Raw genomic sequence first — 26,988 nt, 5'->3', positions numbered from 1 at the left:
TAGCCGCGTTACCACACCGCACCGACAGTCTTGGCGACCGGAAGAACCGACGATATTCGTTGCACGACAACACAATCGCGGGTATTGTCGAACATACATTTCGCACCAGGTGTCGGGGGTGACCGCCATGAGGGATACCTCGCAGGTGGACGTCGCCGACGAGCCCATCTCGCGTGCCGAGGAACTGGTGGGTGAACTCCACCGGATCACGACCGAACTGCAGGCCGTCGATCTCACGCAGTGCTCAGATGCCGCACTCGTCGATGTCGCGGCCGAGACCGAACGAGCCATCGCTCGACTGGGTTTCGCCGGTGACCGACAGATCGTCGAAGCCACCGAACGCGACCTGCCCCGCAAAACCGGCCACCGCAGCGTCATCCAGTTCATGACCCACCGCCTACGCGTCGCCCACCCCATGCGGCGCCGCGACCAGATGTCAGCGACCGCAACCTTTCCCAGCCTCACCGGCGAACCACTCCCACCCCAGCACCCCACCCTGGCCGAAGCCTTCGCCGACGGACGTGTCGGATCTGCCCACGTGCACGCCGTGCTCGACGTCCTCGACCAGATCCCCCACGCCGTCGACCACGACGTGAAAGTCGCCGCCGAACGACAGATGGCCGAGATCGCCGTCGACCACACCCCCGCCGACATCGCCGCCCTCGGGGCGCGCTTGCTGGCACTCGTGGACCCCGACGGCACACTCGCCGACGACACCGACCGCAAACGCCGCCGCCAGCTGTACGTGAACCGCCAGCGCGCCGACGGCACCGCGAAAATGACCGCCAACCTCACACCCGAACTGCTTGCGCGCGTCACCATGTTGCTTGCCGTGTGGGCCAAACCCGGCATGAACAATCCGGATGACCCCGAATCACCCTGTGGCTCAGTCGAGGATGCCGATCCGGAAGCAGTCGAGGCGGCTGCCGAACGCGATACCCGCACCCCCGCCCAACTCAATCACGACGCCTTCAACGCCCTCCTCAAAGCTGTCCTCGACGACGGCCTGCTGGGCAAGAGCCACCGCGGACTACCCACGCAATTGATCATCAAGGCCGACCTCGACGACCTGGTCCGCGAAGCCGGTTTCGCCACCACCGCCACCGGCACCCTCATCCCCATCACCGACCTCATCAAACTCGCCGCTGACACCCAACCCTGGCTGGCGGTATTCAAAGACGCCACCGCCGTCCCGCTCTACTTCGGCCGCGGCAAAAGGTTGGCCACCCGCGAACAACGCCTGGTGTCCTTCGCCAGACCCGACGGCGAAAGCTGCTCCACCCCCGACTGCGGCATAGCCGCCGCACACGTGGAAATACACCACGCCCAACTGGATTGGGGCCTTGGCGGACTCACCGACATCACCGACCTCGCCCCCGCCTGTCCCAAACACAACCGCATGGTCGGCGACCAGCCCGGCCAGTACACCACCCGCATGGTTCGGGACGGACCCGACGAAGGCCGCTGCGCCTGGCGGCTCAACGCCGAACCCGGCGCACCACCCAACCCCGAACGCATCAACCGGCGACCCGACATACCCCGCCGATTCGCTGAACAACTGAAACAGGTGCGCACCGAAATCCACGGACCCAAACCCGAGTCCGGCGATCAACCGCGCTTCGAGATGCGCCAGATCATCGACCTCCGCAACGCCTCCGACGCCGAAGCCACCCTCGCCTCGATACTCCTCGCCGCGGCGTACCCGCGCGGGTGACGCCGAATGGTCTGTGAGCCTTCGTGGCTCGTCGCTTGCGCTCCTCGCACCTCAGGCAGCGAGGGCTATGTCGCGTTCTTTCGGATCAGGGAGCAGAGGTGATGCCCTGACCATGACGGCCCGCGCCGTCGGCGAATCGCGCGGCTCCTGCGACGGTGTCGGAGGCAAGTGACACCATCCCATGGCGCAGCTCGTTGACCATGGCGGCGTCGGTGTCCATGCCCGGCTGCTCGAGGACAGACAGACGATCCTGGCGAAGGCACGTCTGCGGGAACTGTGCGATCTGGGTCGCGAGCTCGACGGCGGCGTCGAGGGATGTCCCGCACGGTACGACCCGATTCGCGAGTCCGATCTGCAGCGCCTCGTCCGCGGCCACCGCGCGCCCGGTGAGGATCAGGTCGATCGCGCGGCTCTCCCCGATCAACCGAGGAAGCCGCACCGTCCCACCGTCGATCAGCGGAACGCCCCAGCGCCGGCAGAAGACGCCGAAGACAGCATCCTCCTCGACGACGCGCATGTCGGCCCACAGCGCGAGTTCGAGGCCACCGGCGACCGCGTGACCGGAGATCGCCGCGATCACCGGTTTGGACAACCGCATCCGGGTCGGGCCCATCGGGCCGTCACCGTCGAACTCCACCCGGTTGGGGGTTCCGTCGGCGATGGCCTTGAGATCGGCTCCGGCGCAGAACGTCCCGCCCTCGCCGTAGAGCACGGCCACCGAGGCGGTTTCGTCGGCGTCGAACCGACGAAACGCGTCGGCCAGGGCATCGGCGGTCGCCCGATCCACGGCGTTGCGGCGGTCGGGACGGTCGATCCCGATGATCCGGACCGGTCCCTGCGGCCGTTCGATCACTCCCGACCCGCCCATCGCCCCTCCGATCGTGGTGAAGACTCAGGTGTTGAAGTACTTGGCTTCCGGATGGTGCAGCACGAACGCATCCGTGGACTGCTCCGGATGAAGCTGCAGTTCCTCCGACAACTGGACACCGATCCGCTCCGGCTCGAGGAGCTCGATCATCTTCGCGCGGTCCTCGAGATCCGGGCAGGCGCCGTAACCGAACGAGAAACGCGCACCACGATATTCGAGGTCGAAGAAGCCCTGTGCGTGCTCGGGATCCTCGCTGTCCATCGACCGGTCACCGAACTTCAGCTCGCTGCGCACGCGCTGATGCCAGTACTCGGCGAGCGCCTCGGTCAACTGCACACCGATGCCGTGCACCTCGAGGTAGTCGCGGTACGCGTCCTCGGCGAACAGCTTGTTCGCGAAGTCGGCGATCGGCTGCCCCATCGTGACGAGCTGGAACGGCATGACATCGACCCGGCCGGCGGCCTTCGCGGCCTCGCGTGACTGGATGAAGTCGGCGATGCACAGGAACCTCGACCGCTGCTGGCGCGGGAACGAGAAGCTGAACCGCACCGGCGCATCGGGATCCGGCTCGGTCAGCACGTGAACGGTGTCACCCTCGCTGACCGCCGGGTAGTAGCCGTAGACGACCGCGGCGTGCTGCAGGATGTTCTCGGTCGCGAGCCGATCGATCCAGTAGCGCAGACGCGGCCGGCCCTCGGACTCGACGAGCTCCTCGTACGAGGGGCCGTCACCACCGCGGGCGCCACGCAGACCCCACTGGCCGAGGAACAGCGCACGCTCGTCGAGCAGCTGCAGATAGTCGGCGATCGGCACGCCCTTGACGATGCGCGAACCCCAGAAGGGCGGGGTCGGGATCTCGTTGTCGGCGGCCACGTCCGAACGCGACGGCACCTCGACGGGTTCCTCGGCGGCCTTGCGCTTCGCGGCGATGCGCTTGGACCGCTCATGGCGTGCCTTGCGCTCGGCGGTCTTGGCCGCCTCGGCCTTGGCCTCGTCGCTGTCGGGGTCGGGGCCGCCACCGCGCTTGCGCGCCATGATGTCGTCCATCAGTCGCAGGCCCTCGAAAGCGTCACGCGCATAGTGCACGTCGCCCTCGTAGACGTCCGACAGATCGTTCTCGACATAGGAGCGCGTCAGCGCCGCACCACCGAGCAGGACCGGGTACTCGTCGGCGAGGCCCCGCGTGTTGATCTCTTCGAGGTTCTCCTTCATGACGACGGTCGACTTCACCAGCAGACCCGACATGCCGATGACGTCGACCCTCTTGTCGGCGGCGACGTCGAGGATGGTCGCGATCGGCTGCTTGATGCCGATGTTGACGACCTCATACCCGTTGTTGGACAGGATGATGTCGACGAGGTTCTTGCCGATGTCGTGCACGTCGCCCTTGACGGTCGCCAGCACGATACGGCCCTTGCCGTCCTCACCGGTCGCCTCCATGTGCGGTTCGAGGTGCGCCACAGCCGCTTTCATGACCTCGGCGGACTGCAGCACGAACGGCAGCTGCATCTGACCCGAGCCGAAGAGTTCGCCGACGGTCTTCATCCCCGACAGCAGGGTGTCGTTGATGATCGACAGCGGCGGGACCTGGGTCATCGCCTCGTCGAGATCGTCGGTCAGGCCGTTGCGCTCACCGTCGACGATGCGTCGTTCCAGCCGCTCGAACAGTGGCAGCTTGGCCAGTTCCTGGGCGCGCGACTCGCGAGCCGACGCCGCCGAGACACCCTCGAACAGCTCCATCAGCTTCTGCAGCGGGTCGTAACCCTCGCGCCGGCGGTCGTAGACCAGATCCAGCGCGACCTGACGGTGCTCCTCCGGGATGCGCGCCATCGGCAGGATCTTCGACGCGTGCACGATCGCGGTGTCGAGGCCGGCCTGCACGCACTCGTGCAGGAACACCGAGTTCAGCACCTGCCGAGCAGCCGGGTTCAGGCCGAACGAGATATTGGAGATGCCCAGCGTGAAGTGCACGTCGGGATGCGTCTCGTGCAGCCGGCGGATGGCCTCGATCGTCTCGATGCCGTCGCGCCGGACCTCCTCCTGACCCGTGGAGATCGGGAAGGTGAGGGCGTCGATGATGATGTCTTCCTCGGCGAGACCCCAGTTGCCGGTGATGTCGGCGATGAGGCGCTCGGCGACGCTGACCTTCCAGTCCGCGGTCCGCGCCTGCCCCTCCTCGTCGATGGTCAGGGCGACGACAGCCGCACCGTGTTCCACCACGAGTTGCATGATCTTGTTGAACCGCGAATCCGGACCGTCACCGTCCTCGTAGTTCACCGAGTTGACCGCGCAACGACCGCCGAGCGCCTCGAGACCCGCGCGGATCACCTCCGGCTCGGTCGAGTCGAGCATGATCGGCAGCGTCGACGACGTCGCGAAGCGGCTCGCGAGAGCGGTCATGTCCGCCGCGCCGTCACGACCGACGTAGTCGACGTTGAGGTCGAGCATGTGCGCGCCGTCGCGCGTCTGGTCCTTGGCGATGTCGAGGCACCTCTGGTAGTCCTCGGCGATCATGGCCTCACGAAATGCCTTGGAGCCGTTGGTGTTCGTGCGCTCACCGATGACCAGGAAGCTCGCGTCCTGATCGAAGGGAACCGCGGTGTAGAGCGACGACGTCTCCGACTCGTGCTCGGGCGTACGCGTCGCGGGGGTGACCTGCGCGACCGCCTCGGCGACCTGGCGGATGTGCTCCGGTGTGGTGCCGCAGCAGCCGCCGACGAAGGACAGTCCGAACTCGCCGACGAACTGGGCCATCGACTCGGCCAGTTCCTCCGGCGTCAGCGGGTACTCGGCACCGTTCGCCCCGAGGACGGGCAGGCCGGCGTTCGGCATGACCGACACCGGGATGCGCGCATGCTTCGACAGGTAGCGCAGGTGCTCGCTCATCTCCGCCGGACCGGTGGCGCAGTTCAAACCGATGAGGTCGACGCCCAGCGGCTCGATCGCCGCCAGCGCGGCACCGATCTCCGAACCCAGCAGCATCGTGCCGGTCGTCTCGACCGTGACGTGGCTGATGATCGGGATCCGGCGACCCACCCGATCCATGGCGCGCTGCGCCGCGATCACCGCGGCCTTCACCTGCAGCAGGTCCTGCGAGGTCTCGATGAGCACCGCGTCGGCGCCACCCTCGAGCATGCCGATGACGCATTCCTGGTAGGCGTCGCGGATCGTGGCGAACGTCGTGTGGCCGAGGCTCGGCAATTTGGTGCCGGGACCCATCGAGCCGAGGACGTAACGGCCGGTGCCGTCGGCGGACGGACCCATCTCGTCGGCGACGCCGCGTGCGATCGCCGTGCCCTTGTAGGCCAGCTCGCGGATGCGGTCGGCGATGTCGTAGTCGCCGAGGTTCGACAGGTTGCAGCCGAACGTGTTGGTCTCCACGGCGTCGGCCCCGGCCTCGAAGTAGGCGCGATGGATGCCTTCGAGGACGTCGGGCCGGGTGTCGTTGAGGATCTCGTTGCAGCCCTCGAGGTTGTGGAAATCGTCGAGGGTGAGGTCCGCGGCCTGGAGCATCGTGCCCATCGCCCCGTCTCCGATCAGCACGCGCCGCGACATCGACGACAGGAACGTCGTGTCGAAGTCGCTCGGTCGATGGCCGGAGTTTTCGAAGGACATGGTTGACAGCGTAGTTCGCCCTCTCTGCGTGTTCGGTCGTAGGCTGGTTCGGTGAACGCTGAGCAGATGTCGAACCTCCCCCAGCTGCGCAGACCCATTCTGCTCGCGGCCTTCGAGGGATGGAACGACGCCGGGGACGCCGCCAGCAGCGCCGTCGAGCACCTCGCCCTCGAGTGGGACGCTCGTCCGCTCGCCGACATCGACTCTGATGAATACTACGACTTCCAGGTCAACCGTCCCACGGTCAAGCAGGTGGACGGCGTGACCAGGCGTATCGAATGGCCGACGACGTCGATCTCGTACTGCAGTCCGCGCGGCGCCGACCGCGACATCGTGCTGGTCCGCGGCATCGAACCGAACATGCGGTGGCGCGCGTTCTGCGCCGAGATCGTCGATCTGGCCCAGGAGCTCGAGGTCGAGACCACCGTCATGCTGGGCGCACTGCTCGCCGACACCCCGCACACCCGCCCGGTGCCGGTCACCGGGACGGCCTACAGCAGTGAGTCGGCGGCCCGGTACAACCTCGCGGAGAGCCGCTACGAGGGCCCTACGGGCATCACCGGCGTGCTGCAGGACCTCTTCGTGCAGGCAGGCCTGCCCGCCGTGTCCTTCTGGGCCGCGGTGCCGCACTACGTGTCGACCCCGCCCAACCCGAAGGCCACCGTCGCGCTGCTGACACGCGTCGAGGAGGTCCTCGACATCGAGGTCCCGCTCGGCACCCTGCCCGAGCAGGCCGAGGAGTGGGAACGCGCGGTCACCGAGATGACCGAGGACGACGAGGAGATCGCCGACTACGTCCGCGGGCTCGAGGAACGCGGCGACGCCGAGATGGATCCGGACGAGGTGATGGCGAAGATCGACGGCGACGCCCTGGCCGCCGAGTTCGAGCGATATCTGAAGCGTCGCGGCCAGGGGCCGTTCAGCGCGTGACCGCTCCCCGAAAGGCAGCGGCGAGCCGCGCCGCTGCCGTGGGTGCGGTGAGCATGTCCGTCGTGTCGGCCTGCGCCGCCACGTTTGTGACCCGCAACCTCACCTATGATCGCCGGGAGTCGTCCCTCCTCGCCTCGAGCGGGGTGACCTCACGGTCGGTCACCATGCCCGACGGCGCGGTGATCGGCTACGGCGAGGGCCCACCGGGCGGCGCGCCGCTCCTCCTCATCCCCGGACAGCAGGTCTCCTGGACCGACTACGCGTCCGTGCTCGGCGCGCTGTCGGACAACTGGCACGTCTTCGCGGTGGACTGCTTCGGGCACGGTGGGTCCACCAAGGATCCGGCGCACTATCCGGCTCTACGGCAGACCACGGCACTCACCTGGTTCATCGAGTCGGTCGTCGGATCGCCCGCGGTGGTGGCCGGGCACTCGTCGGGCGGGCTCCTCGCCGCACGCCTGGCAGCCGACTCCCCCGACCTGGTCCGCGCCGTCCTCATCGAGGACGCACCGTTCTTCGCCACCGAACCCGACCGCGCACCGGGCACCTTCGCATGGCTCGACGGCTTCCGGCCCATGCACGAGTTCCTGGCCACCCGCCACGACGCGTCGATGACCTGGACGCGCCACTGGGTGCGCCACAGTCACCTACGAACGCTGTTCGGCGACAAGGGCTGGACGCGTCTGGTCCGCGACCCGGTGGAGCGCCGGCTCGACCGCGATCCGCACCGCATCCCGCGTCTCTGGTGGCTGCCGCCGACGATGAACCGGGCCCTCGCCCTGACCGCCTGCCTGCAGGACGGCACCGGCGACTACGACCTCCGCTACGGCGAGACGTTCTACGACAACACGTGGTTCGACGGCTTCGACCAGACCGAGACCCTCACGAGGGTCCGCGCACCCGCGACGCTGCTGCACGCGACCGTGCACGAGCAGGACGGCGTTCTGCTCGGGGCGATGACACACGACGACGCACGTCGTGCCCACGTCCTGATGCCGGACTGCCTACTCGTCGACCGGATCCCGGCCGGGCACGACATCCATCGGCAGCGTCCGGCGCTGTTCGTCGACTCGATCAACGCCCTGAGCGGACGGATCAGGTGAGCGACGGCCCGGGTCAGCCGATCTTCTCGATGGAGACGACCGGCGTGGTGATCCGCCACGTCCGGACGTCGGGATCGTCAGCGGCCCGCACCCAGAACTGAGCCGATTCGCCGAGCCGGCAGGACTTCACCCCGAGCAGCGGGATGTCCTCCGAATCACGGCGCAGCCGACTGACGGTCCAGTCCTCGCTGTCCGTGCCGCCGACACCGGGAGCACGCAACAGCGTCATCTCCCCGAAGTCGAGCAGGTAGGTGGATGTCCGGGTGACCACGGTGAACACCCCGGAGTCGGTGTCTGGTCTGATCTCTTGCACGCGCGCCACGAGAGCACTGTACCCAGAGCGGCCACTCACTGTTCGCCCCGTACAACCCGCCCGACGTTTGCCGGCATCCGGAGAACGCCGGCGACCGGATCAGTCCTGACGGGTCGCCGGGATGCCGAGCAGCGCGTCGACCGCGGCCGCGAGTGTCGCGGGCGCCGCCGCCGACGAGCCGATGCCGCTGCGCACATCGGCGCACCAGGCGTCCACTGCGGCAAGCGCTTTCGGGGTGTCGAGATCGTCGGCGAGATGCTGGCGGACACGCGCGATCACATCTGCCGCGTCGGGTCCGGTGGGTGCGGCGAACGCGGTACGCCACCGGTCGAGACGTTCGACGGCGGTGTCGAGCACCGACTGGGTCCACATGCGGTCGCCGCGGTAGTGGTCGGCGAGCAGCGCCAGACGGATCGCGGCCGGGTCGACGCCCTCGCGTCGCAGAACCGACACGAACACCAGGTTGCCGCGGCTCTTCGACATCTTCTCGCCGTCGAGGCCGACCATGCCGGTGTGCACGTAGTGGCGGGCGAAGCGTCGCGAATCGGTGAGCGCCTCACCGTGGGCGGCCGAGAACTCGTGGTGCGGGAAGATCAGGTCGTTGCCGCCGCCCTGGATGTCGAACTCGATACCGAGCCGGTTCAGTGCGATCGCCGAGCATTCGATGTGCCAGCCCGGACGTCCCGGACCGAACGGCGAGTCCCACGAAGGCTCGCCCTCCCGCTTCGCACGCCACAGAAGGGCGTCGAGCGGGTCACGCTTGCCGGCACGGTCGGGGTCGCCGCCGCGCTCGGCGAAGAACCGCGCCATGGTCTCCCGGTCGTAGCCGGACTCGTAGCCGAACTGCTCGGTGGCGTCGGTCCGGAAGTAGACGTCGGGGTACTCCGCATCGTCGACGGTGTAGGCGGCACCCGAGGCGAGCAGCTTCTCGACGACCTCGATGACCTCGCCGATCGACTCGACGGCACCGATGTAGTCGCGCGGCGGCAGCACGCGTAGGGCGGTCATGTCATCGCGGAAGAGCTGGGTCTCCCGCGCGCCGAGGTCGCGCCAGTCGACTCCGTCGCGGTCGGCGCGCTCGAACAGCGGGTCGTCGACGTCGGTGACGTTCTGCACGTAGTGCACGTCGTGTCCCTGGTCCCGCAGGACGCGGTTCACCTGATCGAAGGTCAGATACGTGGCGGCATGGCCGAGGTGGGTGGCGTCGTACGGGGTGATCCCGCAGACGTACATGGTGGCGGTCCGTCCGGGGGTCACCGGACGCACCGCACGGTCGGCGGTGTCATAGAGACGAAGGGCAGGCCCCTCGCCGGGTACCTCCGGAAGTTCCACATCGGGCCACGACTGCATGCCGTCCACTGTATTGCCCACGGACCGCGAGGTGTTCACGGCCCGGTCCCAGCCTGCGTGGGCCGGCGACGCGGATCACAGTATGACGTCAGAACGGTGGCCACGGGATCGTCCGGTGCCCCGGCGGGAGTGGCATGGTCTCGCTCTCGGCGATGACGACCGCCCGGACCGTGAGTGCGTCGACCTCGTCGGCGGTGATGTGACGCTGCAGCTCGTCGCGCAGCGTGCACCCGTCGGTCTCCAGCTTCTCCGCAAGTTCGGCAACGTCGGCGACCAGGTGTCCGGGCACCTTCTCCCCCGCCCAACCCCACAGGACGGTCCGGAGCTTGTCTTCGGAGTGCAGGCAGATGCCGTGGTCGATGCCGTAGACACCGCCGTCGAGACCCTCGAGGACGTGGCCGCCCTTCCGGTCGGCGTTGTTCAGGACGACGTCTAGCACCGCCAGGCGCTGGAGTCTCGGGTCGTCGGCGTGGACGAGCACGACGGGTTCGCCGTACGGGTCGTAGGCCTGCAGGACGGCGAAGAAGCCGGTCGGCACCGTGTCGACCGGGCACAGGTCCACCAGGTCGATCCGCGGCTGGTTCTCGACGGGCGGGTGTTCGGTGTTGTCCGGCGTCTGGACCCAGCGCTGGACCATCCCCGGACCGACCGGCCCGTCCCGGTGGATGGTCGTCGGGATGGCACCCCAGCCGAGGGCCTCCGAGATCAGGTACGACGCGACCTCGCGGCCGGCCAACGTGCCGTCCGGGAAGTCCCAGAGCGGGACCTCGCCGCGGATCGGCTTGTACACGCAGCGGACCGACTGTTCGTCGAGCACGGCGTCGCACACCAGGGTGGCGTTGCTCGCCGACGGAATCCGGCCGAGGATGGCCAGCTCACCGTCGCGGAGGATGTCGAGCGATGACACCTCAGTCGGCACCGGGTCCGAGGGCTCGGGTTGCGGACTCGCGGCCTCCGTCGTCAACGACCGTGCCCCTGTCTCACGCCTGCGAGGGTCCGGACGTGCCCGGATCCTCGTCGTCAGGATCCTCCGGGTCGTCGTCGTCCTCGTCGACGAGGAAGCTCGGATCGGTTTGCGCCGCAAGGCTGTTGAACACCTCGGGGTCGATGAAGTCGATCGACTTGCTCAGCTGCGCATCACGCTTGTAGCCGTTGGTGCGAACGCACAGGTGGCCTTCGGGGTCGAGCGGTTCGCTGCACAGCGGGCACGGCTGGCGGCCGGCCGAGATCACCTTCGACGACCGGGCGGCGAATTCCCGTGCGGCCGTGGTGGTCAGGAACACACGCACCGCGTCGGGTCCCTCGTCGGTGTCGTCGAGTACGACGCTCTCGTCGAACTCCCCTTCGGTGATGGCGAGGAGTTCCACGACGACGGCCTCGGACTCGGCGTCCCAGCCCAATCCCATGGTGCCGACCCGGAACTCGGCGTCGACGGGCATGACGAGCGGGCTCAGGTCGCCGACCCGATCGGTCACCGGCGGGATCGGCGTCCCGAACCGGCGATGGATCTCGTCGAGCAGCGCACCGATCCGGTCCGCGAGGATCTGGACCTGCTGCTTCTCGAGCATCACGCTGATGATGCGGGTCTCGTGGACGGCCTGGAGGTAGAACGTGCGGTCACCGGGTTGCCCGATCGTGCCGGCGACGAACCGGTCCGGGCTGCGGAACACGTGGATCGCTCGGGACATCACACCTCCTTGATTGTTGAGTTCATTATCCCGATGTCGCCGGGATCGTCGCAGTGGCACCGGTGTCCCCGCCCACGACGGCGTCGTCGGAGGACTGCTGGTCGTCGCCGGTGGGCGGACGCGGGGTCGGTATCGAGAGCTTCTGGGTGTTGTTGACGGTGTGCACGTACGGACGCGACGAGGCGTAGCGGATCACGCTGATCGACGCCGGTTCGACGACGATGCGCTGGAAGGCGTCGAGATGGCTGCCCATGGCGTCGGCGACGATCGACTTGATGACGTCGCCGTGCGAACACGCGACCCACACCCCGGAACCGTCCGGCCCGCCGTAGACGCGGTCGAGTTCGCGGATGGCGCGCACCGCCCGCGCCTGGACGTCGGCGAGACCCTCGCCGTCGGGGAAGACCGCGGCCGACGGCTGCTGCTGCACGACCTTCCAGAGCGGCTCGGAGAGCAGCTCGGAGATCGAACGTCCGGTCCAGCCGCCGTAGTCGACCTCGGCGAGGTCGTCGACGACGACCTCCGGCGGGCGGTCGCCGTTGGTGCCGAGTGCGGCGAGTAGCGGTGCGACGGTCTCCGCACAGCGGTCGAGCGGCGAACGCACGATCGCCCTGATCTCGGCGAGGTGGTCGCCGAGGCGGCTCACGAGGTCGTCGGCCTGTTCACGGCCCCGGTCGTCGAGGTGGACTCCGGGGCTACGACCGGCGAGCACACCCGAGGTGTTCGCCGTCGAACGGCCGTGCCGGAGAAGGATCACGGTCATGCCACAACCATAGGCATGTGCGCAGGCGACCCGCACACGACGAGGACCGCCGCGAACGTCAGGTCGCGGAGATGGCGCCGGTGGACAGCAGGATGATCAGGAAGACACCGAGGACCACGCGGTAAGCGCCGAACCAGTTCATCGAGTGATTGCTGACGAACTTCAGCAACCAGGCGATGGCGGCATATCCGACGATGAACGCGACGATCGTCGCGACCAGCAACTGGGGCCCGGTGGCCTCCATGCCCTCGCCGCTCGGATTGAACGCGTCCGGGAGGCTGAACAGGCCGGAGGCCGTCACCGCGGGGATGGCCAGCAGGAACGAGAACCGGAACGCGGCCTCGCGTTCGAGGCCGAGGAACAGACCCGCGCTGGCGGTCGCACCCGATCGGGAGACCCCGGGGATCAAGGCCATGCACTGTGCGCCGCCCATCACCAGACCGTCGCGCAGCGTCAGCTTCTCGAGCGGGCGCTGCTTCTTGCCGTAGCGTTCGGCCAGCCAGAAGACACCGGCGAAGACGATCAGCATGATCGCCACCAGCCACAGGTTGCGGCCGGTGGTGCGTATCTGGTCCTTGAGGACGAAGCCGATGATGCCGATCGGGATGGTCGCGAGGATCACATACCAGCCGATGCGGTAGTCGAGGCTGCGCTCCTCCGCGTGGAACAGGCCACGGAACCAGGCCGCGATGATGCGGACGATGTCCTTGGCGAAGAACAACAGTACGGCCGCCTCGGTGCCGAGCTGGGTGACCGCGGTGAACGACGCCCCGGCGTCCTCGCCGAACATCAGTTCCGAGGCGATACGGAGATGCCCGGACGACGAGATCGGCAGGAACTCGGTGAGACCCTGCAGCGCCCCGAGGACGATCGACTGGGTCCAGGTCATGGTGTCGGTCACGGCGCCCGATGCTACGCGGCGACCCGCCCGCCGACCCGGCTCGGCGACACGCGTCGACCCGCCTGAGCATCGCGCGCGACCGGTCACGCAAGATGGGTCCATGCACTCGTCTCGACGACCGCGCCCCCGTCACCAGCCCCCGAGAGGTCTCGCACGGTTGCGGCGCCCGGTCGCCGCGGCGGCGACCCTCGCCGTGGGTGTGGCGATGATCACGGCATGCGGGTCCGACGAATCCGGCACCCCCGACGTCCCGACCGTCGCTCCGGCGACCGCGGTCGAGGCGCCCGCGACCTCCGAGCCGGCCGGCCTGACGGTCCCCGCACCCGCCGGCTCCCGGGCACTCGCCTCCTCGGGTCGCACGGTCGCCGTAGTCTCGCCGGACGGCAGCCGACTGCTCCGCTTCGACGCCGCCACGATGACCGCGCCACCCACCCCGATCCAGGTGCCGGGCCTGACCGCGCTCGCCGCGGACACCGACGGCGGCTACCTCGGTGTCGGACCGGGTTCGCTGGTCGTCGTCGATGCCGAGGGCCGGGCCCGTACCACCGGAATCGACACCGACGAACCGACCGCGGTCGTGCGCGCCGCGTCCGGCGAGATCGTCGTGGGAACCGCCGACGGCCGGGTCCTGATCTACGACGCCGGGTCCGAGAACGGTGAGTTCCAGAAGAAGCACGACCTACGCGAGTTCGTCCGTGTGGACTCGCTCACCGCGGCCCCGGCATCGGCCGAGGGCCTCGACGGCCAGGTCGTCGTCCTCGACCGTGCACAGTCGTCGGTGACCCCGATCGACCCGGGGTCCGGCGAACCCGGGCCCGCGCTGCGTGCCGGCAACGGCGCCACCAACTCGACGGTCGACCGTTTCGGCCGCATCCTGGTCGCGAACACCCGCGACGGCGAGATCCTCGGATTCTACGGGTCACCGCTGGTCATGCGATTCCGCTACCCGGTGGCCGACGGCCCGTACGCCGTAGACTACGACGACACCCGAAACCTGCTCTGGGTGTCGACAACCGGGAACAACGAGGTGGTTGCGTATGACCTGGCCGACGGCGAGCCGACCGAGAAGCAGCGGTTCGCGTCTGTTGTCCAGCCGGACACCATCACCGTCGACGATGCGGGCACCGTCTATGTCCTCTCGGCACGCGACGGCAAACTCCAGGTCGTGCCGCCGCCCGGCACACCACTCGGTGTCACAGCGGTCGAGCCCGGTCGGTGATCGATGACTTCTGACCGACGGCCCCACACGCGGCATTCACGGACCTTCGCCCGCGTCGGCGCGCAGTACCCCGCCGGCTGGGAGGTCACCTCGGAGGACGTCGAGTACATCCTGCTGAAGCTGCCGCCGGACGTCACCCGGGTGACCGCGTCGATGCGTCTCGCGCTCGAGGCCGAGTTCGGCGGCTGGGAGCTGTCGCGGGTCCGCCTCTACTCCGACGGCACACGCAAGATCCTGCTCAAGCGCAAACGTCCGCCGCGCGGGGCCCGCGCGCTCGACGAGAACCGTTCCAGCGACCACGATCCCCGGAGCGCCCAGGCATGCTGACCGCACGAACCGCCACCAGGGTGCTGATCGCACTCAACCGGCGGTGCTATCCCCTGCTGCTCAAGCTGATGTTCCTGCTGCCGCCGGAACGCATCCACCACATCGTCTTCGTGCTGCTGCGCGCGGTGAGCCGGTTCTCCGTCCTCTCCTTCCCGGTGGCCAAGCTGCTGGCCCACCACGATCCGGTCCTGCGTAGCCGTGTGTTCGGTGTGGATTTCCCGGTGCCCATCGGCCTGGCGGCCGGTTTCGACAAGACCGCCGACGCCGTGAACGCCTGGGGGCAAATCGGTTTCGGCTTCGCCGAGATCGGCACCATCACCGGCCAGGGACAGCCCGGCAATCCCCGGCCGCGCCTGTTCCGGCTCCCCGCCGACCGTGCCCTCATCAACCGGATGGGCTTCAACAACCCCGGTGCGTACGTCGCCGCCGAACATCTCAAAGTGGTCCGGCACGGTCCGGTGTCCGCCCCGATCGGCGCCAACATCGGCAAGACCAAGGTGGTTCCGCTCGACGAGGCCATCGACGACTACCGGCTCTCCGCGGGCCTCCTCGGGCCGCTCGCCGACTTCGTCGTGGTCAACGTGAGCTCACCCAACACCCCCGGCCTGCGTGACCTGCAGGCTGTCGACTCGCTGCGGCCGATCCTCGCCGCGGTGCAGGCGGAGGTCCACGTCCCGGTCCTGGTGAAGATCGCACCCGATCTCGTCGACGACGACATCGACGCGGTCGCCGACCTCGCCGTCGAGCTCGGACTGGCCGGCATCGTCGCGACCAACACCACCATCGGCCGCGAAGGTCTGCGGACTCCGGACGCCGAGGTGCGCGAAATCGGTGCGGGCGGACTGTCCGGTGCCCCGTTGGCCGACCGGTCGCTCGCCGTCCTCAAGCGGCTCTACAACCGCGTGGGCGGGAAGATCGCGATTGTCAGTGTCGGCGGCATCGAGACCGTCGACCAGGCCTGGGAACGTATCTGCGCCGGCGCCGATCTGCTCCAGGTCTACACCGGGTTCATCTACGGCGGACCGCTGTGGCTGTACGAGTTGCACTCCGGTCTCGCCGAGCGGGTCCGAGCAGGCGGGTTCGCGTCGATCTCCGACGCGGTGGGTTGCGCCGCCGCCCAGCAGCCCTAGCGAATTGCTCTGACAACAAAGGCGTCCCGACCTCCAGTGGTCGGGACGCCATTGTCGTTGTTCTGCTTCTCAGACGTTCTCGCCGGGCTGTTCGTAGGTGCCGACCAGGGTCGCACGGGCGATCGCGTGGGAGAACAGGTTGAAACCGAGGTAGGCCGGGGTGGCCGCCTCGGGCAGGTTCAGCGACTCGGTGTCGACGGCGTGCACGACGACGAAGTAGCGGTGCGGGCCGTGACCGGGAGGCGGTGCGGCACCGATGTAGCGGCGCAGCGAGGCGTCGTTGGTGAGCGTCACGGCACCGTCGGGCAGGCCCGAGCCGTCCTCATCACCGGCGCCCTCGCGCAGGCTGGTGACCGACACAGGGATGTCGGCGACGGCCCAGTGCCAGAATCCGGACGCGGTGGGTGCGTCGGGGTCGTAGACGGTGACCGCGAAAGACTTGGTCTCCGCGGGGAATCCGGACCAGCTCAGCTGCGGTGACAGGTCATCTCCACCCGCGCCCATGATTCCGCTCACCTGACCGTTGGCCAGCGGCGAGCCGTCGGTGAGGCTTTCCGAGGTCAGCGTGAAACCGGGCAGACTCGGTAGCGGGGAGTACGGGTCGAAGGACGACATGTGTTCACCTTTCTGACGTTTCGCGCATCGGAACGATCTGTCCAACACTCTATGTGAGCGTTCAGCTGTGGAGCAGGAAGTGTTCGAACACCTTGGTGCCGAACAGAACCGCGTCGACCGGCACCCGCTCGTCGACTCCGTGGAAGAGCGCCGCGAAGTCGAGGTCGGGCGGCAGTTGCAGCGGCGCGAAGCCGAAGCACCGGATCCCCAGCTTGGCGAACGCCTTGGCGTCGGTGCCGCCGGAGAGCATGTAGGGCACCGTCTTTCCCAGCTCGTCGTGGGCGAGGATGGCGTTGTTCATGGCGTCGACGAGGTCGCCGTCGAACGTCGTTTCATACGAATCGAGGTGGGTGATCCACTCACGGGTCACATTGGGCCCGATGAGCTCGTCGATCTCCTTCTCGAAGGCCTTCTGCCGTCCGGGCAGCACGCGGCAGTCGATGACGGCTTCGGCTTTCTGCGGGATGACGTTGGCCTTGTATCCGGCCTTGAGCATGGTCGGGTTGGCGGTGTCGCGCAGCGTCGCGCCGATGATGCGGGCGAGATTGCCGAGCTTGAACAGCGACGTCTCCAGATCGGGTGCGTCGGGGCTGAAGTCCAGTCCGGTCTCGACGCTCACCTCGGCGAGGAACTGACTCACCGACTCCGTCATCACGAGCGGGAAGGTGTGCCGACCGATCCGTGCCACGGCCTCGGCCACCTCGGTCACCGCGTTGTCGGCGTGCAGGAATGAGCCGTGACCTGCACGGGCCTCTGCGGTGAGTCGCATCCAGCCCAGGCCCTTCTCCGCCGTCTCGACGAGGTACAGGCGCTTCTGGGTGCCGTCCGGTCGGTCGACGGTCAGGGAAAAGCCACCCACCTCGCCGACCGCCTCGGTGATCCCCTCGAACAGGTCGGGGCGGTTCTCGACGAGCCAGTGGGCGCCCCAGGCGCCGCCGGCCTCCTCGTCGGCGAGGAAGGCGAAGACGATCTCCCGCGGCGGGACCGTACCGTCGCGCTTGAACTGGCGGGCCAGCGCGAGCGCCATGCCGGCCATGTCCTTCATGTCGACCGCACCGCGTCCCCAGATGTAGCCGTCCTTGACCGCTCCGGAGAACGGGTGGACGCTCCAGTCCGCCGGTTCGGCCGGCACCACGTCGAGATGGGCGTGGATCAGGAGCGCACCACGGTCGGAATCGGGAGGTCCCGCGAGCCGTGCGAAGACGTTCCCTCGGCCCGGACGACCCGATTCGACGTACTGTGTGGTGTATCCCACTTCCTCGAGTTGCTGCGCCACCCATTTGGCGCACTCTTCCTCGCCTTTCGTGGTTTCCGGCTCCCCCGTGTTGGAGGTGTCGAACCGGATCAACCGGCTGACGAGATCGACTACTTCAGTGGTCGCAGACTGTGAAGACACCCCTCACTCCTACGGGATTTGGGATACACGGGCAACCTCGGTTAGTGTTATCCCGCTGCCGCGAGATGGCGGGGAGAAATCCCCACCGGAGCAACGCAGCAAAGCAAGTCCGAGTGGCGGAATGGCAGACGCGCTAGCTTGAGGTGCTAGTGTCCTATTAACGGACGTGGGGGTTCAAGTCCCCCCTCGGACACCGCAGAACAACGAGAAAACCCCCGGCTCCGGCCGGGGGTTTTCTCGTTGGTTCACCCTGATCGGAGGTCAGGTGCCGGCGGTCTCCAGCAACGAACCCCAGGCGCGCGAGTACGGCAGGGCGATGGAGTTCTCCACGAAGGCCTGCAGGATGGCGCGTCGCAGCCGGCGCTGCACGGCCCACTGCCCGTTCGGCTTGGTCTTGACCGTCAGGCGCAGGACGACCTGATCCGGGGACACCTCCTGCACACCGAGCATCTCGATGGCTCCGAGGATGTCGGTGTCGTCCTCCTCGACAGCCAGACGTGCCGCCTCGGCGGCGACCCGCTGCGCCTTGTCGATGTCGGCGCCCGGCGCAACCGGGGTGTCGACGCGTGCGACCGCGAACTCCTGGCTCATGTTGCCGACGCGGGCGATCTCGCCGTTGCGGACATACCAGAGGGTGCCGTCGATGTCGCGGAGCGTGGTGACGCGCAGACCCACGGTCTCCACCTCGCCGATGGCCTCGCCGAGGTCGACGATGTCGCCGACCCCGTACTGGTCCTCGAGGAGCATGAACACCCCGGTGACGAAGTCGCGGACCAGATTCTGGGCACCGAAGCCGATCGCCAGACCGACGATTCCGGCCGAGGCGATGAACGGCGCGATGTTCACGCCGAGGACACTCAGCACCGACAGCACCACCCAGACGAGCAACACGATCGACACCGTCGACTTCAACACCGAACCGATGGTGGCGGCCCGCTGCGCGCGCCGGGCGGCGATCTGGGCGCTGCGTTCGGTCGTCACCGTCTTGGGCCGCAGACCGCGCATGAGGGTCGCTCCACGCGGCTTCTCACCGTCCCGCGAGCGTGGACGGGTCGCCCGGTCGATGGTGCGGTGAATGGCGAAACGCACGACGAGTGCGGCCAGGATGTAGGCCGCGATGCGGATCGGATTCTCGATGATCCATTCGCGATTCGTCTCGGTCCATTCGAAGGCCAGGTTCTGAATGGTCATGACCCCGACCGTACGGACGTTGAATTCGTTGTCCAGTCGGGATCGACCCGAGAGCGTCGGTGTCGACGCCGAAAACCGTTGTCAGCCTGCGCGGAAGGTGACGACGTTCTGATCGAGGATCATCCGGTCCTGCTGTGTGGAGACGGTCACACCGGGCGCCATCTCGAGCGGTACACCGGTGCCCTCCGAGGCGTCGAAGGCGGCGGTGCCGGCCACTCGGCCGGTGATCGTGAACAGGTCGGTGACACTCGGCACACCCTGGGACATCAGGAACGACGGCCCGTTCATGACGTGGACGTGCAGGTGGGGTGCGACCGAGTTGCCGGTGTTGCCGACCTTGCCGATGACCTCGCCGCGTCGTACCCGGTCCCCCGGCTCGAATCGCACCGAACCGGGTTGCATATGGGCGTAGTTCACGAAGAACCCGTCGCCGATGTCGAGGACGAGGTTGTTGCCGTCGGCCTCGGCGATCGGCAGGTTCGCGGGGAACTCCCCCGGTACCTGTTCGGGCAGGTCGTTGCGGCTGGCGACGACGGAGCCGTCGGCGACGGCGAGCACGTCGTCGCCGAAGATCCGGTAGCTCGCCGGGTTCCTGGCCTCACCGACGAAGATCTTGCCGTCGGGTCCGGCCTGCTCCCAGTCCACCGCGTATCGCTGGGCGACGACGGGAGCGCCGTCCAACGGCAGGATCGCGCGCGTGTGCCGGACCGCGTCGCAGCAGGCGTCGGCGGCGATGTAGTGCTCGCCGATCAGGGGCGGACCCAGGACGGGGACAACACCGTCGTTCACCTCGACCTCCGCGATCCGCTCGGTGGTCTCCCGCATCTCCGGCGGCGCCCCGTCGGCACGGACCGAGATCTCGTGGACGAGCTTCGTCGGCGCCGCTCCCTCGAACTCCAGATGCAGGAACAGGACGCCGTTCTGCCCCGGTGCGAGCACGTCCGAGTATCCCTCGGGCGCACCGGGTCTCGGCGGGACGGAGGGCGCCCCGGTGGGCTTGAGCCGTTCCCCGACATCGGCCTGGTCGAGGCCGAGCAGCTCGGGGGTACCGTCCGCCCCTGCGTCGAGCGCCTTGACGCCGGTGATGGTCACCGGGGTGCGCATGAAGTTGGTCAGCGACACCTCGTAGACGAGGTGATCGGAGCCGTCCGACCCGGCGAACGGCGTCGGAGCGAACATCACCGACCCAACGACCGGGGTGAGGACCGGGTCGGGCGGAACCGGTACCGCCGTACCATCTCCGTTTTCCTCGCCGCCGCCACAGGCGGACAGGACGAGCGCTGCGCACACCCCGAGGACCGCGAATGGACGTCGTGGTGTGTACATGTGCGTTCCTCCGCGGCCGCGCCGACGGCGATCCGCCCCGGCTTCCTGCGTCGGATACTAGGGATACCCGGGGCGACGCGCCGCTCCCCTCCGCACACCGGGCACAATTGTGACGTGACCCAGCGCCTGTTCTTCGACTGCGACACCGGCATCGACGACTCGGTCGCACTTCTCTACCTGCTGGCGCGCGCCGACGTCGACCTCGTCGGCATCGCCTCGACGGCCGGCAACGTCCCCGTCGACGTGGTCACCACCAACAACCTCGCCTGGCTCGAACTCTGCGGCCGCCCGGAGGTCCCCGTGCACGTCGGGCCGGCCGCGCCGCTCGTCGCCGAACTCATGACGACCGAGGACACGCACGGACCGCTGGGGGTCGGTCACGCGGCGCTGCCCACCCCGACCAGCACGCCGAGCCACCTCGACGCCCCGGATGCGTGGATCGAGGCGTCGCGCACGCACGACGGAGAACTGGTCGGGCTGGTGACCGGTCCGCTCACCTCGCTGGCGACCGCGATCCGCCGGGACCCCGCACTGCCCGCCCGCCTCCACCGCCTCGTGATCATGGGCGGGGCCTTCCACACCCACGGCAACACGACGCCGACCTCGGAGTGGAACGTCGCCGTCGACCCGGAGGCCGCCGCCGAGGTCTTCGCCGCATTCGGTACCGACGGCGCGCCGGAGCCCATCGTGTGCGCGCTGGATCTCACCGAACAGGTCGTGCTGACCCCCGGCCACGTGGTGCGCCTGTCCGCCGCAGCGGGGAGTTCGCCCCTGGAACGCCCTGACCCGGGCGACGAACGGGGTCTGCGCTCGGTCGCGGACAACGAGATCATCCGGCACCTCACCGACGCCCTGCGCTTCTACTTCGAGTTCCACCACGACCACGACGAGGGTTACATCGCCCACCTCCACGACCCGTTCGCGGCGATGGTGGCCTTGAACCCCGACCTCGTCACGACCATCCCGGCGCGGGTCGACGTCGAACTCGTCGGCACCCTCACCCGCGGCATGACGGTCGCCGACGAACGCTGGATGTCGCCGCTCGGCCCGAACGCCCGGATCGCCACCGCCACCGACCTCGACGCCGTCTTCCACGACCTGATCGAGACGATCGGCGCCTTCGTCCGAAACCTCAGGCACGCACCCGCATAGGGTCGAACCGTGAGGCGACTCGGCTCAGATCGCCGACTTCACCTACCTGTTGTCGAAAGCGTCGACGATGCGCTGCGCGGCGAGTGCCGGCGTCAACACACCTTCGCGCAGCTCGTCCTCGACCTCGTCGCGGATGTCGCGGACGCTGGGCGACTCCGCGAGCCTGCTGAGCACGATGTCGTGGACCATCGACCACGTCCAGTCGATCTGCTGCTGGTTGCGGCGGGCGGTGAACTCGCCGGCCTCCCTGAGGGTCTGGTTGTGCTTGACGACCGTGTTCCAGAACTCGTCGACGCCGGTCTTCTCGATCGCGCTCATCGTCAGGACCGGCGGCGTCCACAGGGCGTCGTGCGGATAGATCAGCCCGAGCGCGTTGCGAAGTTCGCGCGCCGCACCCTTCGCCTCGTTGAGGTGCTTGCCGTCGGCCTTGTTCACCACGACCACGTCGGCGAGTTCCAGGACGCCCTTCTTGATGCCCTGCAACGAATCCCCGGTGCGGGCCAGCGTCAGGAAGGTGAAGGTGTCGACCATGTTGGCGACGGTGACCTCGGACTGCCCGACGCCGACGGTCTCCACGAGCACGACGTCGAAGCCGGCGGCCTCCACGAGCACGATCGACTCACGGGTCGCCTTGGCCACACCGCCGAGCGTGCCCGACGTCGGCGACGGCCGGATGTAGGCGTTCTTCTCCGTCGACAGGCGGCCCATACGGGTCTTGTCACCGAGGATCGACCCGCGGGTGCGTGTCGAACTGGGGTCGACGGCGAGAACCGCCACCTTGTGCCCGAGCTCGACCAGGTGCATGCCGAGCGCTTCGATGGTCGTCGACTTGCCAACGCCCGGAACGCCGGTGATGCCGACCCGGAACGAGTTGCCCGCGTGCGGGGTCAGCTTCAGCAGCAATTCCTGGGCGGCGGCCCGATGATCGGGGCGCTTGGATTCCACCAGGGTGATCGCGCGCGCCAGGTCGGCGCGGCGATCGGCCAGGACGGCATCGGCCAACGCGTCGACGTCGACCCGACGCCGAGGACTGTCCGCCATCAGTTCGCGGCCACCCCGGGCAGCTCCAGGCCGAGGGTGTCGGCGAGCTTGCCGATGAGCTCCACGGCCGAGTCGGCGATGACCGATCCGGGCGGGAAGATCGCGGCGGCGCCGGCCTCGTAGAGCTCGGCGAAATCGCCCGGCGGGATGACACCGCCGACGACGATCATGATGTCCTCGCGCCCCACTTCCTTGAGCGCCTCCCGCAGGGCGGGAACCAAGGTGAGGTGACCGGCTGCCAGCGAGGACACACCCACCACGTGCACGTCGTTGTCGGCGGCCTGGGCGGCCACCTCCTCCGGCGTGGCGAACAGCGGGCCCACGTCGACGTCGAAGCCGAGGTCGGCGAACGCCGTCGCGATGACCTTCTGGCCGCGGTCGTGGCCGTCCTGACCCATCTTGGCGACCAGCACGCGCGGCTGGCGGCCCTCGGCCTCGGCGAACTGGCGCACTGCCTCGATGGCCGCGTCGATGTTGCTCACCTCGCCTGCCTCATGTCGGTACACCCCGCTGATCGTCTTGATCTCGGCCTGATGGCGACCATAGACCTTCTCGAGCGCCTCGGAGATCTCCCCGACCGTCGCCTGATGACGCGCAGCCTCGATGGCCAGGGCCATCAGGTTGTTCTCCATGCCACCCTCCGACGACGCCGCGGCGCGGGTCAGGTCGGCCAGGGCCGCCTCGACCGCAGCGGAATCACGCTGCTTGCGAAGGGTGTTGAGCTTCTCGAGCTGCTCGGCGCGCACCTTGGAGTTCTCGACCTTGAGGACCTCGATCTCCTCGTCGTCGGCCACCTGGTACTTGTTCACGCCGATCAGCGGCTGCTGACCCGAGTCGATACGGGCCTGGGTGCGGGCCGCGGCCTCCTCGATGCGCAGCTTCGGCAGACCCTCGTTGATGGCCTGCGTCATGCCGCCGGCCTCTTCGACCTCGCGGATGTGCTTGCGCGCCTTCTGCGCCAGCTGGTGGGTCAGCGTCTCGACGTAGTTCGAGCCGGCCCACGGGTCGATCGGGCGGGTGGTACCCGACTCCTGCTGCAGCAGCAGCTGGGTGTTGCGCGCGATACGGGCCGAGAAGTCGGTCGGCAGGGCGATCGCCTCGTCGAGCGCGTTGGTGTGCAGCGACTGGGTGTGACCCTGGGTCGCCGCCATCGCCTCGACACAGGTGCGGGCCACGTTGTTGAACACGTCCTGCGCGGTCAGCGACCAGCCCGAGGTCTGCGAATGCGTGCGCAGCGACAGCGATTTGGCGTTCTTCGGACCGAACTCGGCGACGAGCTCGCTCCACAGGAGACGCGCCGCGCGCAGCTTGGCCACCTCCATGAAGAAGTTCATGCCGATGCCCCAGAAGAAGGACAGACGCGGAGCGAACTTGTCGATGTCGAGACCGGCCTCGAGACCGGCGCGGATGTACTCGACGCCGTCGGCCAGCGTGTAGGCCAGCTCCAGGTCGGCGGTCGCGCCGGCTTCCTGGATGTGGTAGCCGGAGATCGAGATCGAGTTGAACTTCGGCATCTTCTGGCTGGTGTATTCGAAGATGTTCGAGATGATCCGCATCGACGGCTTCGGCGGATAGATGTAGGTGTTGCGGACCATGAACTCTTTGAGGATGTCGTTCTGGATGGTCCCCGCCAGCTTCTCCGGCGGCACTCCCTGCTCCTCGGCCGCCACGACGTAGAGCGCCAGGATCGGCAGCACCGCACCGTTCATCGTCATAGACACCGAGACGTTGCCCAGGTCGATGCCGTCGAAGAGCTGACGCATGTCGAGAATCGAGTCGATCGCCACACCGGCCATGCCGACGTCGCCGGCGACGCGCGGGTGGTCGGAGTCGTAGCCGCGGTGGGTTGCGAGGTCGAAGGCCACCGACAGACCCTTCTGGCCGGCCGCGAGGTTGCGGCGGTAGAAGGCGTTGGACTCGGCGGCGGTCGAGAAGCCCGCGTACTGGCGGATCGTCCACGGCTGGTTCACGTACATCGTCGGGTACGGGCCACGGATGAACGGCGCCTCACCCGGAACCGAGTCGAGCGGGTACGGGTGCTCGGCGTCGTCGAGGATCGCGTTCCGGTCGGTGCGGGTGTACACCGGCGCGACGTCGATCTGCTCGGGGGTGTTCCAGGTGACCTGGTCGACCGAGTAGCCGTGCGCCGACGCCAGTTCCTCGGTGACGGGCGCGCCCGGTCCGGCTGCTGCCGCCGTCGTTCCGTCGGTGAGCTCGACCCCGGCGAAGCTCGGGATCGACCGGCCCGAGTTGGATTGTGACAGTTTGGGTTCGGTCTGGGTCATGCCGTCGCTCCCGAGGTTGAGAGAAGCTGATCGAGGAGTTCGGAGAGCGTGCTCACCGCGTCGATGCCGACACGCAGCGAACCGTCCGGACGATCGCCGGACTCGGGCCATTCCCGGTCCGGGCCGGCGAGCAGGACCTTCGCGAGACCGGCCGCGCGGGCGGCGGCGAGGGCCGCCGGACCTTCGTCGGCGTAGCGGGCCTTGGTGCCGCAGATGACCGCGATCGGGGTGTTCGCACCGGCAACCGCGTCGCCGATCCTGTCGGCGGTCAGCGGACCCGGGTTGACGACGGTGATGCCGCCGGCACCCAGCAGGTTGGCCACGAACGTGGTGCGACCGTTGTGTTCGGCGACGCTGCCCAGCGGGATGAGCAGGACCGACGGGCGCGTACCCTGCTCGGCGAGCACCACATCGGACCGGTCGCGCAGTGCTTCGAAGGCACGGCCGACACGGGCCAGCTTCGGGGTTCCGGTGACCACGTCGGTCACGTTCGACGCCGGGACGCCCTGGGCGTCGGAGAGGGCCCGCTCGTCGATGTTCGGGAACTCGTTGACACCGGTGACCGAGATGCGACGGTGCGCGACCTCGGCGTCGCGGCGGGCCAGCGAGGCCTCGACCTTCTCGGCGATCCAGCCGTTGTCCAGGGCGGCGCGGTAGCCACCGGCGGCCTCGACCTCGGTGAAGACGGCCCAGGCGTTGGCGGCGAGGTCGTCGGTCAGCGACTCGACGAACCACGAACCGCCGGCCGGATCGAGGACTCGTCCGATGTTGGACTCCTCGAGCAGCAGCAGCTGGGTGTTGCGGGCGATGCGGCGTGAGAAGGACGCACTCGAGGTGCGCTTGTCGGTCGGGATCGTCGCGTCGTAGGCCAGGACCGTCAGCTGGTCGGCGCCGCCGACACCCGCGCCGAAGGCGGCGATGGTGCTGCGCAGCATGTTGACCCACGGGTCACGCTGGGAGTACATCGACAGGTCCGTGACGCCGTGGGTGATCGCCCCACCGGCGTCGGGTGCACCGACGACCTCGGCCACACGGGCCCAGATCTTGCGCAGCGCACGGAACTTGGCGATCGTCGCGAACTGGTCGTCGTCGGCCGAGACACCGAAGGTGATCTGGTTCAGGGCCGCCTCGGCGGACAGGCCGGCGGCGGTCAGGTCACGCAGGTGCGCCACCGCGGCGGCCACCACGAGGGCGAGTTCGAGGCCGTTGTCGGCACCTGCGGTTGCGAAGTCGCTGCCGTCGACGCGGAAGGTCCGGACCCCGACGGGGAGGTTCGACGCGGCAAGCGCCGTGGCCTCGTCGGCGTCGACCGTGGCCCGGCCGGAGAACGCCGCGGTCAGCGGCGAGAGCCCGAAGGAATGCGTGGTCGCCGCGGTGGGATCGGCGGCGACCGGTGCGGCCTGCGCCTTCTCCTTGAGCGCCAGCAGTTCCCGGGCGGCGGCGATGCCCGCGGTGCCGGCGTCGAGCGTCACCGGCACGAGGTCGAGGTAGACGCCGCGCAGGACGGTGGCGAGGTCGGTGACACCGAGACCGCCACCGGGCTTGCCGACGGACAGCCAGAGTCCGCTGGTGCCGTTGGTCATCGCCTCGAGAACGAGTTCGTTGACGTCCTCGGCCGGGGTCTCGTCGTCGCCGAACCGCTCGGTGACGCGCCACCCGGTGGTCACGTCACGGGCGGGATCGGCGCCGCGGACGAACGGGAACCGGCCCGGCAGGCCGGGTTCGGTCGTCTCGTCGCGACGTGTGTACAGCGGCCGGATGGTCAGCCCGTCGGCGGTGTCGGTCGAGAGCAGGGCCTCCGGTGTATCCGGGAGCTCGTCGACGTCCACCCGACGCGATTTCGCCAGAACGGCCGCGGCGGCCTTCGACCACGCCTGGTAGGCGCCGTCGAGATCTGACTCGGGTTTGGGCTGGTCAGTTTGCTGTGGCATGTGGGGAAGCACACCTCCGTGAATGCTCTGTGCGAGCGCGTACACGACCTTAGCCGATCGCTCGCTCGGCCCATCACCGAGGTCGGCGTGAAATGGACCACGCAACGGGTGCGAGCAGGTCGCGACGTCG

22 protein-coding genes and 1 tRNA gene are annotated in these 26,988 nt (G+C 68.4%); 8 read left to right on the top strand and 15 right to left on the bottom strand.

The window, feature by feature from the left end; translation table 11 throughout:
- Nucleotides 1-127 precede the first annotated feature (127 nt).
- The gene (locus C5O27_RS14960) at nt 128-1,714 is read left to right on the top strand and encodes a DUF222 domain-containing protein (protein ID WP_127963026.1); all 1,587 of its coding nucleotides are present in this window, start codon (nt 128-130) and stop codon (nt 1,712-1,714) included.
- 85 nt (nt 1,715-1,799) lie between these two features.
- Here C5O27_RS14960 and C5O27_RS14955 read toward each other — a convergent pair whose 3' ends face one another.
- The gene (locus C5O27_RS14955; protein WP_006360415.1) at nt 1,800-2,582 is read right to left on the bottom strand and encodes a crotonase/enoyl-CoA hydratase family protein; all 783 of its coding nucleotides are present in this window, start codon (nt 2,580-2,582) and stop codon (nt 1,800-1,802) included.
- Between the two features lie 24 nt (nt 2,583-2,606).
- Nucleotides 2,607-6,197 (bottom strand): methionine synthase, encoded by a 3,591-nt coding sequence (gene metH / locus C5O27_RS14950; protein WP_006360416.1) that lies wholly within the window; start codon nt 6,195-6,197, stop codon nt 2,607-2,609.
- A 51-nt stretch (nt 6,198-6,248) separates the two neighbouring features.
- Between metH and C5O27_RS14945 the strand changes: the two genes are divergently transcribed.
- The gene (locus C5O27_RS14945; protein ID WP_035751570.1) at nt 6,249-7,127 is read left to right on the top strand and encodes a PAC2 family protein; all 879 of its coding nucleotides are present in this window, start codon (nt 6,249-6,251) and stop codon (nt 7,125-7,127) included.
- The gene (locus C5O27_RS14940; RefSeq protein WP_244216515.1) at nt 7,124-8,230 is read left to right on the top strand and encodes an alpha/beta hydrolase; all 1,107 of its coding nucleotides are present in this window, start codon (nt 7,124-7,126) and stop codon (nt 8,228-8,230) included. Before C5O27_RS14945 ends, C5O27_RS14940 begins: the two co-directional genes overlap by 4 nt.
- A gap of 13 nt (nt 8,231-8,243) precedes the next feature.
- Here C5O27_RS14940 and C5O27_RS14935 read toward each other — a convergent pair whose 3' ends face one another.
- The 6 genes from C5O27_RS14935 to C5O27_RS14910 all read right to left on the bottom strand — a co-directional run bounded on the left by C5O27_RS14935 (nt 8,244) and on the right by C5O27_RS14910 (nt 13,245).
- Nucleotides 8,244-8,552 carry a hypothetical protein gene (locus C5O27_RS14935; protein WP_006360419.1) on the bottom strand — a complete coding sequence of 103 codons (309 nt, stop codon included), beginning with the start codon at nt 8,550-8,552 and terminating at the stop codon, nt 8,244-8,246.
- A 90-nt stretch (nt 8,553-8,642) separates the two neighbouring features.
- Nucleotides 8,643-9,893: a cysteine--1-D-myo-inosityl 2-amino-2-deoxy-alpha-D-glucopyranoside ligase gene (gene mshC / locus C5O27_RS14930; protein WP_035751706.1), complete on the bottom strand. Its 1,251-nt coding sequence runs from the start codon at nt 9,891-9,893 to the stop codon at nt 8,643-8,645.
- 88 nt (nt 9,894-9,981) lie between these two features.
- Nucleotides 9,982-10,800, bottom strand: coding sequence for an SCO1664 family protein (locus tag C5O27_RS14925; RefSeq protein ID WP_244216514.1), 819 nt, complete (start codon nt 10,798-10,800; stop codon nt 9,982-9,984).
- 73 nt (nt 10,801-10,873) lie between these two features.
- On the bottom strand, nt 10,874-11,581 hold the full coding sequence (locus C5O27_RS14920; protein ID WP_075863269.1) for a DUF3090 domain-containing protein: 708 nt from the start codon (nt 11,579-11,581) through the stop codon (nt 10,874-10,876).
- Between the two features lie 25 nt (nt 11,582-11,606).
- Nucleotides 11,607-12,344 carry an MSMEG_4193 family putative phosphomutase gene (locus C5O27_RS14915; protein ID WP_035751563.1) on the bottom strand — a complete coding sequence of 246 codons (738 nt, stop codon included), beginning with the start codon at nt 12,342-12,344 and terminating at the stop codon, nt 11,607-11,609.
- Between the two features lie 58 nt (nt 12,345-12,402).
- Nucleotides 12,403-13,245, bottom strand: a complete 843-nt coding sequence (locus C5O27_RS14910) for an undecaprenyl-diphosphate phosphatase (RefSeq protein ID WP_006360424.1) — start codon at nt 13,243-13,245, stop codon at nt 12,403-12,405.
- Between the two features lie 157 nt (nt 13,246-13,402).
- Here C5O27_RS14910 and C5O27_RS14905 point away from each other — a divergent pair, with 157 nt between their 5' ends.
- Genes C5O27_RS14905 through C5O27_RS14895 form a run of 3 tightly spaced genes read left to right on the top strand, consistent with a single transcriptional unit; the run spans nt 13,403 to nt 15,921 of the window.
- Complete coding sequence (locus tag C5O27_RS14905) at nt 13,403-14,464, top strand: hypothetical protein (RefSeq protein WP_127963024.1); 1,062 nt, start codon at nt 13,403-13,405, stop codon at nt 14,462-14,464.
- A gap of 3 nt (nt 14,465-14,467) precedes the next feature.
- Nucleotides 14,468-14,791, top strand: a complete 324-nt coding sequence (locus C5O27_RS14900; protein WP_127963023.1) for a DUF5703 family protein — start codon at nt 14,468-14,470, stop codon at nt 14,789-14,791.
- Nucleotides 14,785-15,921 carry a quinone-dependent dihydroorotate dehydrogenase gene (locus C5O27_RS14895; protein WP_127963022.1) on the top strand — a complete coding sequence of 379 codons (1,137 nt, stop codon included), beginning with the start codon at nt 14,785-14,787 and terminating at the stop codon, nt 15,919-15,921. The genes C5O27_RS14900 and C5O27_RS14895 overlap by 7 nt, the downstream gene beginning before the upstream one ends.
- A gap of 69 nt (nt 15,922-15,990) precedes the next feature.
- On the opposite strand, the gene C5O27_RS14890 is transcribed toward C5O27_RS14895, so the two are convergent.
- A complete protein-coding gene (locus C5O27_RS14890; RefSeq protein ID WP_127963021.1) occupies nt 15,991-16,536 on the bottom strand; it encodes a YbhB/YbcL family Raf kinase inhibitor-like protein in 546 nt (181 codons plus the stop codon).
- 61 nt (nt 16,537-16,597) lie between these two features.
- On the bottom strand, nt 16,598-17,932 hold the full coding sequence (locus C5O27_RS14885) for a M20/M25/M40 family metallo-hydrolase (protein ID WP_127963020.1): 1,335 nt from the start codon (nt 17,930-17,932) through the stop codon (nt 16,598-16,600).
- 107 nt (nt 17,933-18,039) lie between these two features.
- Between C5O27_RS14885 and C5O27_RS14880 the strand changes: the two genes are divergently transcribed.
- Nucleotides 18,040-18,125 (top strand) — tRNA-Leu (locus C5O27_RS14880).
- Between the two features lie 68 nt (nt 18,126-18,193).
- Here the strand turns inward: C5O27_RS14880 and C5O27_RS14875 are convergent.
- Nucleotides 18,194-19,123 carry a mechanosensitive ion channel family protein gene (locus C5O27_RS14875; protein ID WP_127963019.1) on the bottom strand — a complete coding sequence of 310 codons (930 nt, stop codon included), beginning with the start codon at nt 19,121-19,123 and terminating at the stop codon, nt 18,194-18,196.
- 81 nt (nt 19,124-19,204) lie between these two features.
- A complete protein-coding gene (locus tag C5O27_RS14870; protein WP_127963018.1) occupies nt 19,205-20,449 on the bottom strand; it encodes a M23 family metallopeptidase in 1,245 nt (414 codons plus the stop codon).
- Nucleotides 20,450-20,563: 114 nt separating this feature from the next.
- On the opposite strand from C5O27_RS14870, the gene C5O27_RS14865 reads away from it, so the two are divergent.
- The gene (locus C5O27_RS14865) at nt 20,564-21,601 is read left to right on the top strand and encodes a nucleoside hydrolase (RefSeq protein WP_075863271.1); all 1,038 of its coding nucleotides are present in this window, start codon (nt 20,564-20,566) and stop codon (nt 21,599-21,601) included.
- Between the two features lie 42 nt (nt 21,602-21,643).
- Here C5O27_RS14865 and meaB read toward each other — a convergent pair whose 3' ends face one another.
- The 3 genes from meaB to C5O27_RS14850 are packed head-to-tail and all read right to left on the bottom strand — an operon-like array spanning nt 21,644 to nt 26,858.
- Nucleotides 21,644-22,642: a methylmalonyl Co-A mutase-associated GTPase MeaB gene (gene meaB, locus C5O27_RS14860; RefSeq protein ID WP_006360433.1), complete on the bottom strand. Its 999-nt coding sequence runs from the start codon at nt 22,640-22,642 to the stop codon at nt 21,644-21,646.
- Nucleotides 22,642-24,927 carry a methylmalonyl-CoA mutase gene (scpA, locus tag C5O27_RS14855; RefSeq protein WP_127963017.1) on the bottom strand — a complete coding sequence of 762 codons (2,286 nt, stop codon included), beginning with the start codon at nt 24,925-24,927 and terminating at the stop codon, nt 22,642-22,644. The genes meaB and scpA overlap by 1 nt, the downstream gene beginning before the upstream one ends.
- Nucleotides 24,924-26,858: a methylmalonyl-CoA mutase family protein gene (locus tag C5O27_RS14850; RefSeq protein WP_127963016.1), complete on the bottom strand. Its 1,935-nt coding sequence runs from the start codon at nt 26,856-26,858 to the stop codon at nt 24,924-24,926. The genes scpA and C5O27_RS14850 overlap by 4 nt, the downstream gene beginning before the upstream one ends.
- Nucleotides 26,859-26,988: the final 130 nt, after the last annotated feature.

This window comes from Gordonia alkanivorans (assembly GCF_004011905.1).
GTDB lineage: Bacteria > Actinomycetota > Actinomycetes > Mycobacteriales > Mycobacteriaceae > Gordonia > Gordonia alkanivorans.
The sequence above is the reverse complement of the archived record's forward strand: the minus strand, read 5'-3'. Positions and strand labels throughout refer to the sequence as shown.

Excerpts from the sequence above, each read along its gene's own strand:
- C5O27_RS14960 (WP_127963026.1), top strand. The coding sequence starts at position 128 with ATGAGGGATACCTCGCAGGTGGACGTCGCCGACGAGCCCATCTCGCGT.
- C5O27_RS14890 (WP_127963021.1), bottom strand. The coding sequence starts at position 16,536 with ATGTCGTCCTTCGACCCGTACTCCCCGCTACCGAGTCTGCCCGGTTTC.
- C5O27_RS14850 (WP_127963016.1), bottom strand. The coding sequence starts at position 26,858 with ATGCCACAGCAAACTGACCAGCCCAAACCCGAGTCAGATCTCGACGGC.
- C5O27_RS14920 (WP_075863269.1), bottom strand. The coding sequence starts at position 11,581 with ATGTCCCGAGCGATCCACGTGTTCCGCAGCCCGGACCGGTTCGTCGCC.
- meaB (WP_006360433.1), bottom strand. The coding sequence starts at position 22,642 with ATGGCGGACAGTCCTCGGCGTCGGGTCGACGTCGACGCGTTGGCCGAT.
- C5O27_RS14875 (WP_127963019.1), bottom strand. The coding sequence starts at position 19,123 with ATGACCATTCAGAACCTGGCCTTCGAATGGACCGAGACGAATCGCGAA.
- scpA (WP_127963017.1), bottom strand. The coding sequence starts at position 24,927 with ATGACCCAGACCGAACCCAAACTGTCACAATCCAACTCGGGCCGGTCG.
- mshC (WP_035751706.1), bottom strand. The coding sequence starts at position 9,893 with ATGCAGTCGTGGCCCGATGTGGAACTTCCGGAGGTACCCGGCGAGGGG.
- C5O27_RS14895 (WP_127963022.1), top strand. The coding sequence starts at position 14,785 with ATGCTGACCGCACGAACCGCCACCAGGGTGCTGATCGCACTCAACCGG.
- metH (WP_006360416.1), bottom strand. The coding sequence starts at position 6,197 with ATGTCCTTCGAAAACTCCGGCCATCGACCGAGCGACTTCGACACGACG.
- C5O27_RS14955 (WP_006360415.1), bottom strand. The coding sequence starts at position 2,582 with ATGGGCGGGTCGGGAGTGATCGAACGGCCGCAGGGACCGGTCCGGATC.
- C5O27_RS14900 (WP_127963023.1), top strand. The coding sequence starts at position 14,468 with ATGACTTCTGACCGACGGCCCCACACGCGGCATTCACGGACCTTCGCC.
- C5O27_RS14915 (WP_035751563.1), bottom strand. The coding sequence starts at position 12,344 with ATGACCGTGATCCTTCTCCGGCACGGCCGTTCGACGGCGAACACCTCG.
- C5O27_RS14870 (WP_127963018.1), bottom strand. The coding sequence starts at position 20,449 with ATGTACACACCACGACGTCCATTCGCGGTCCTCGGGGTGTGCGCAGCG.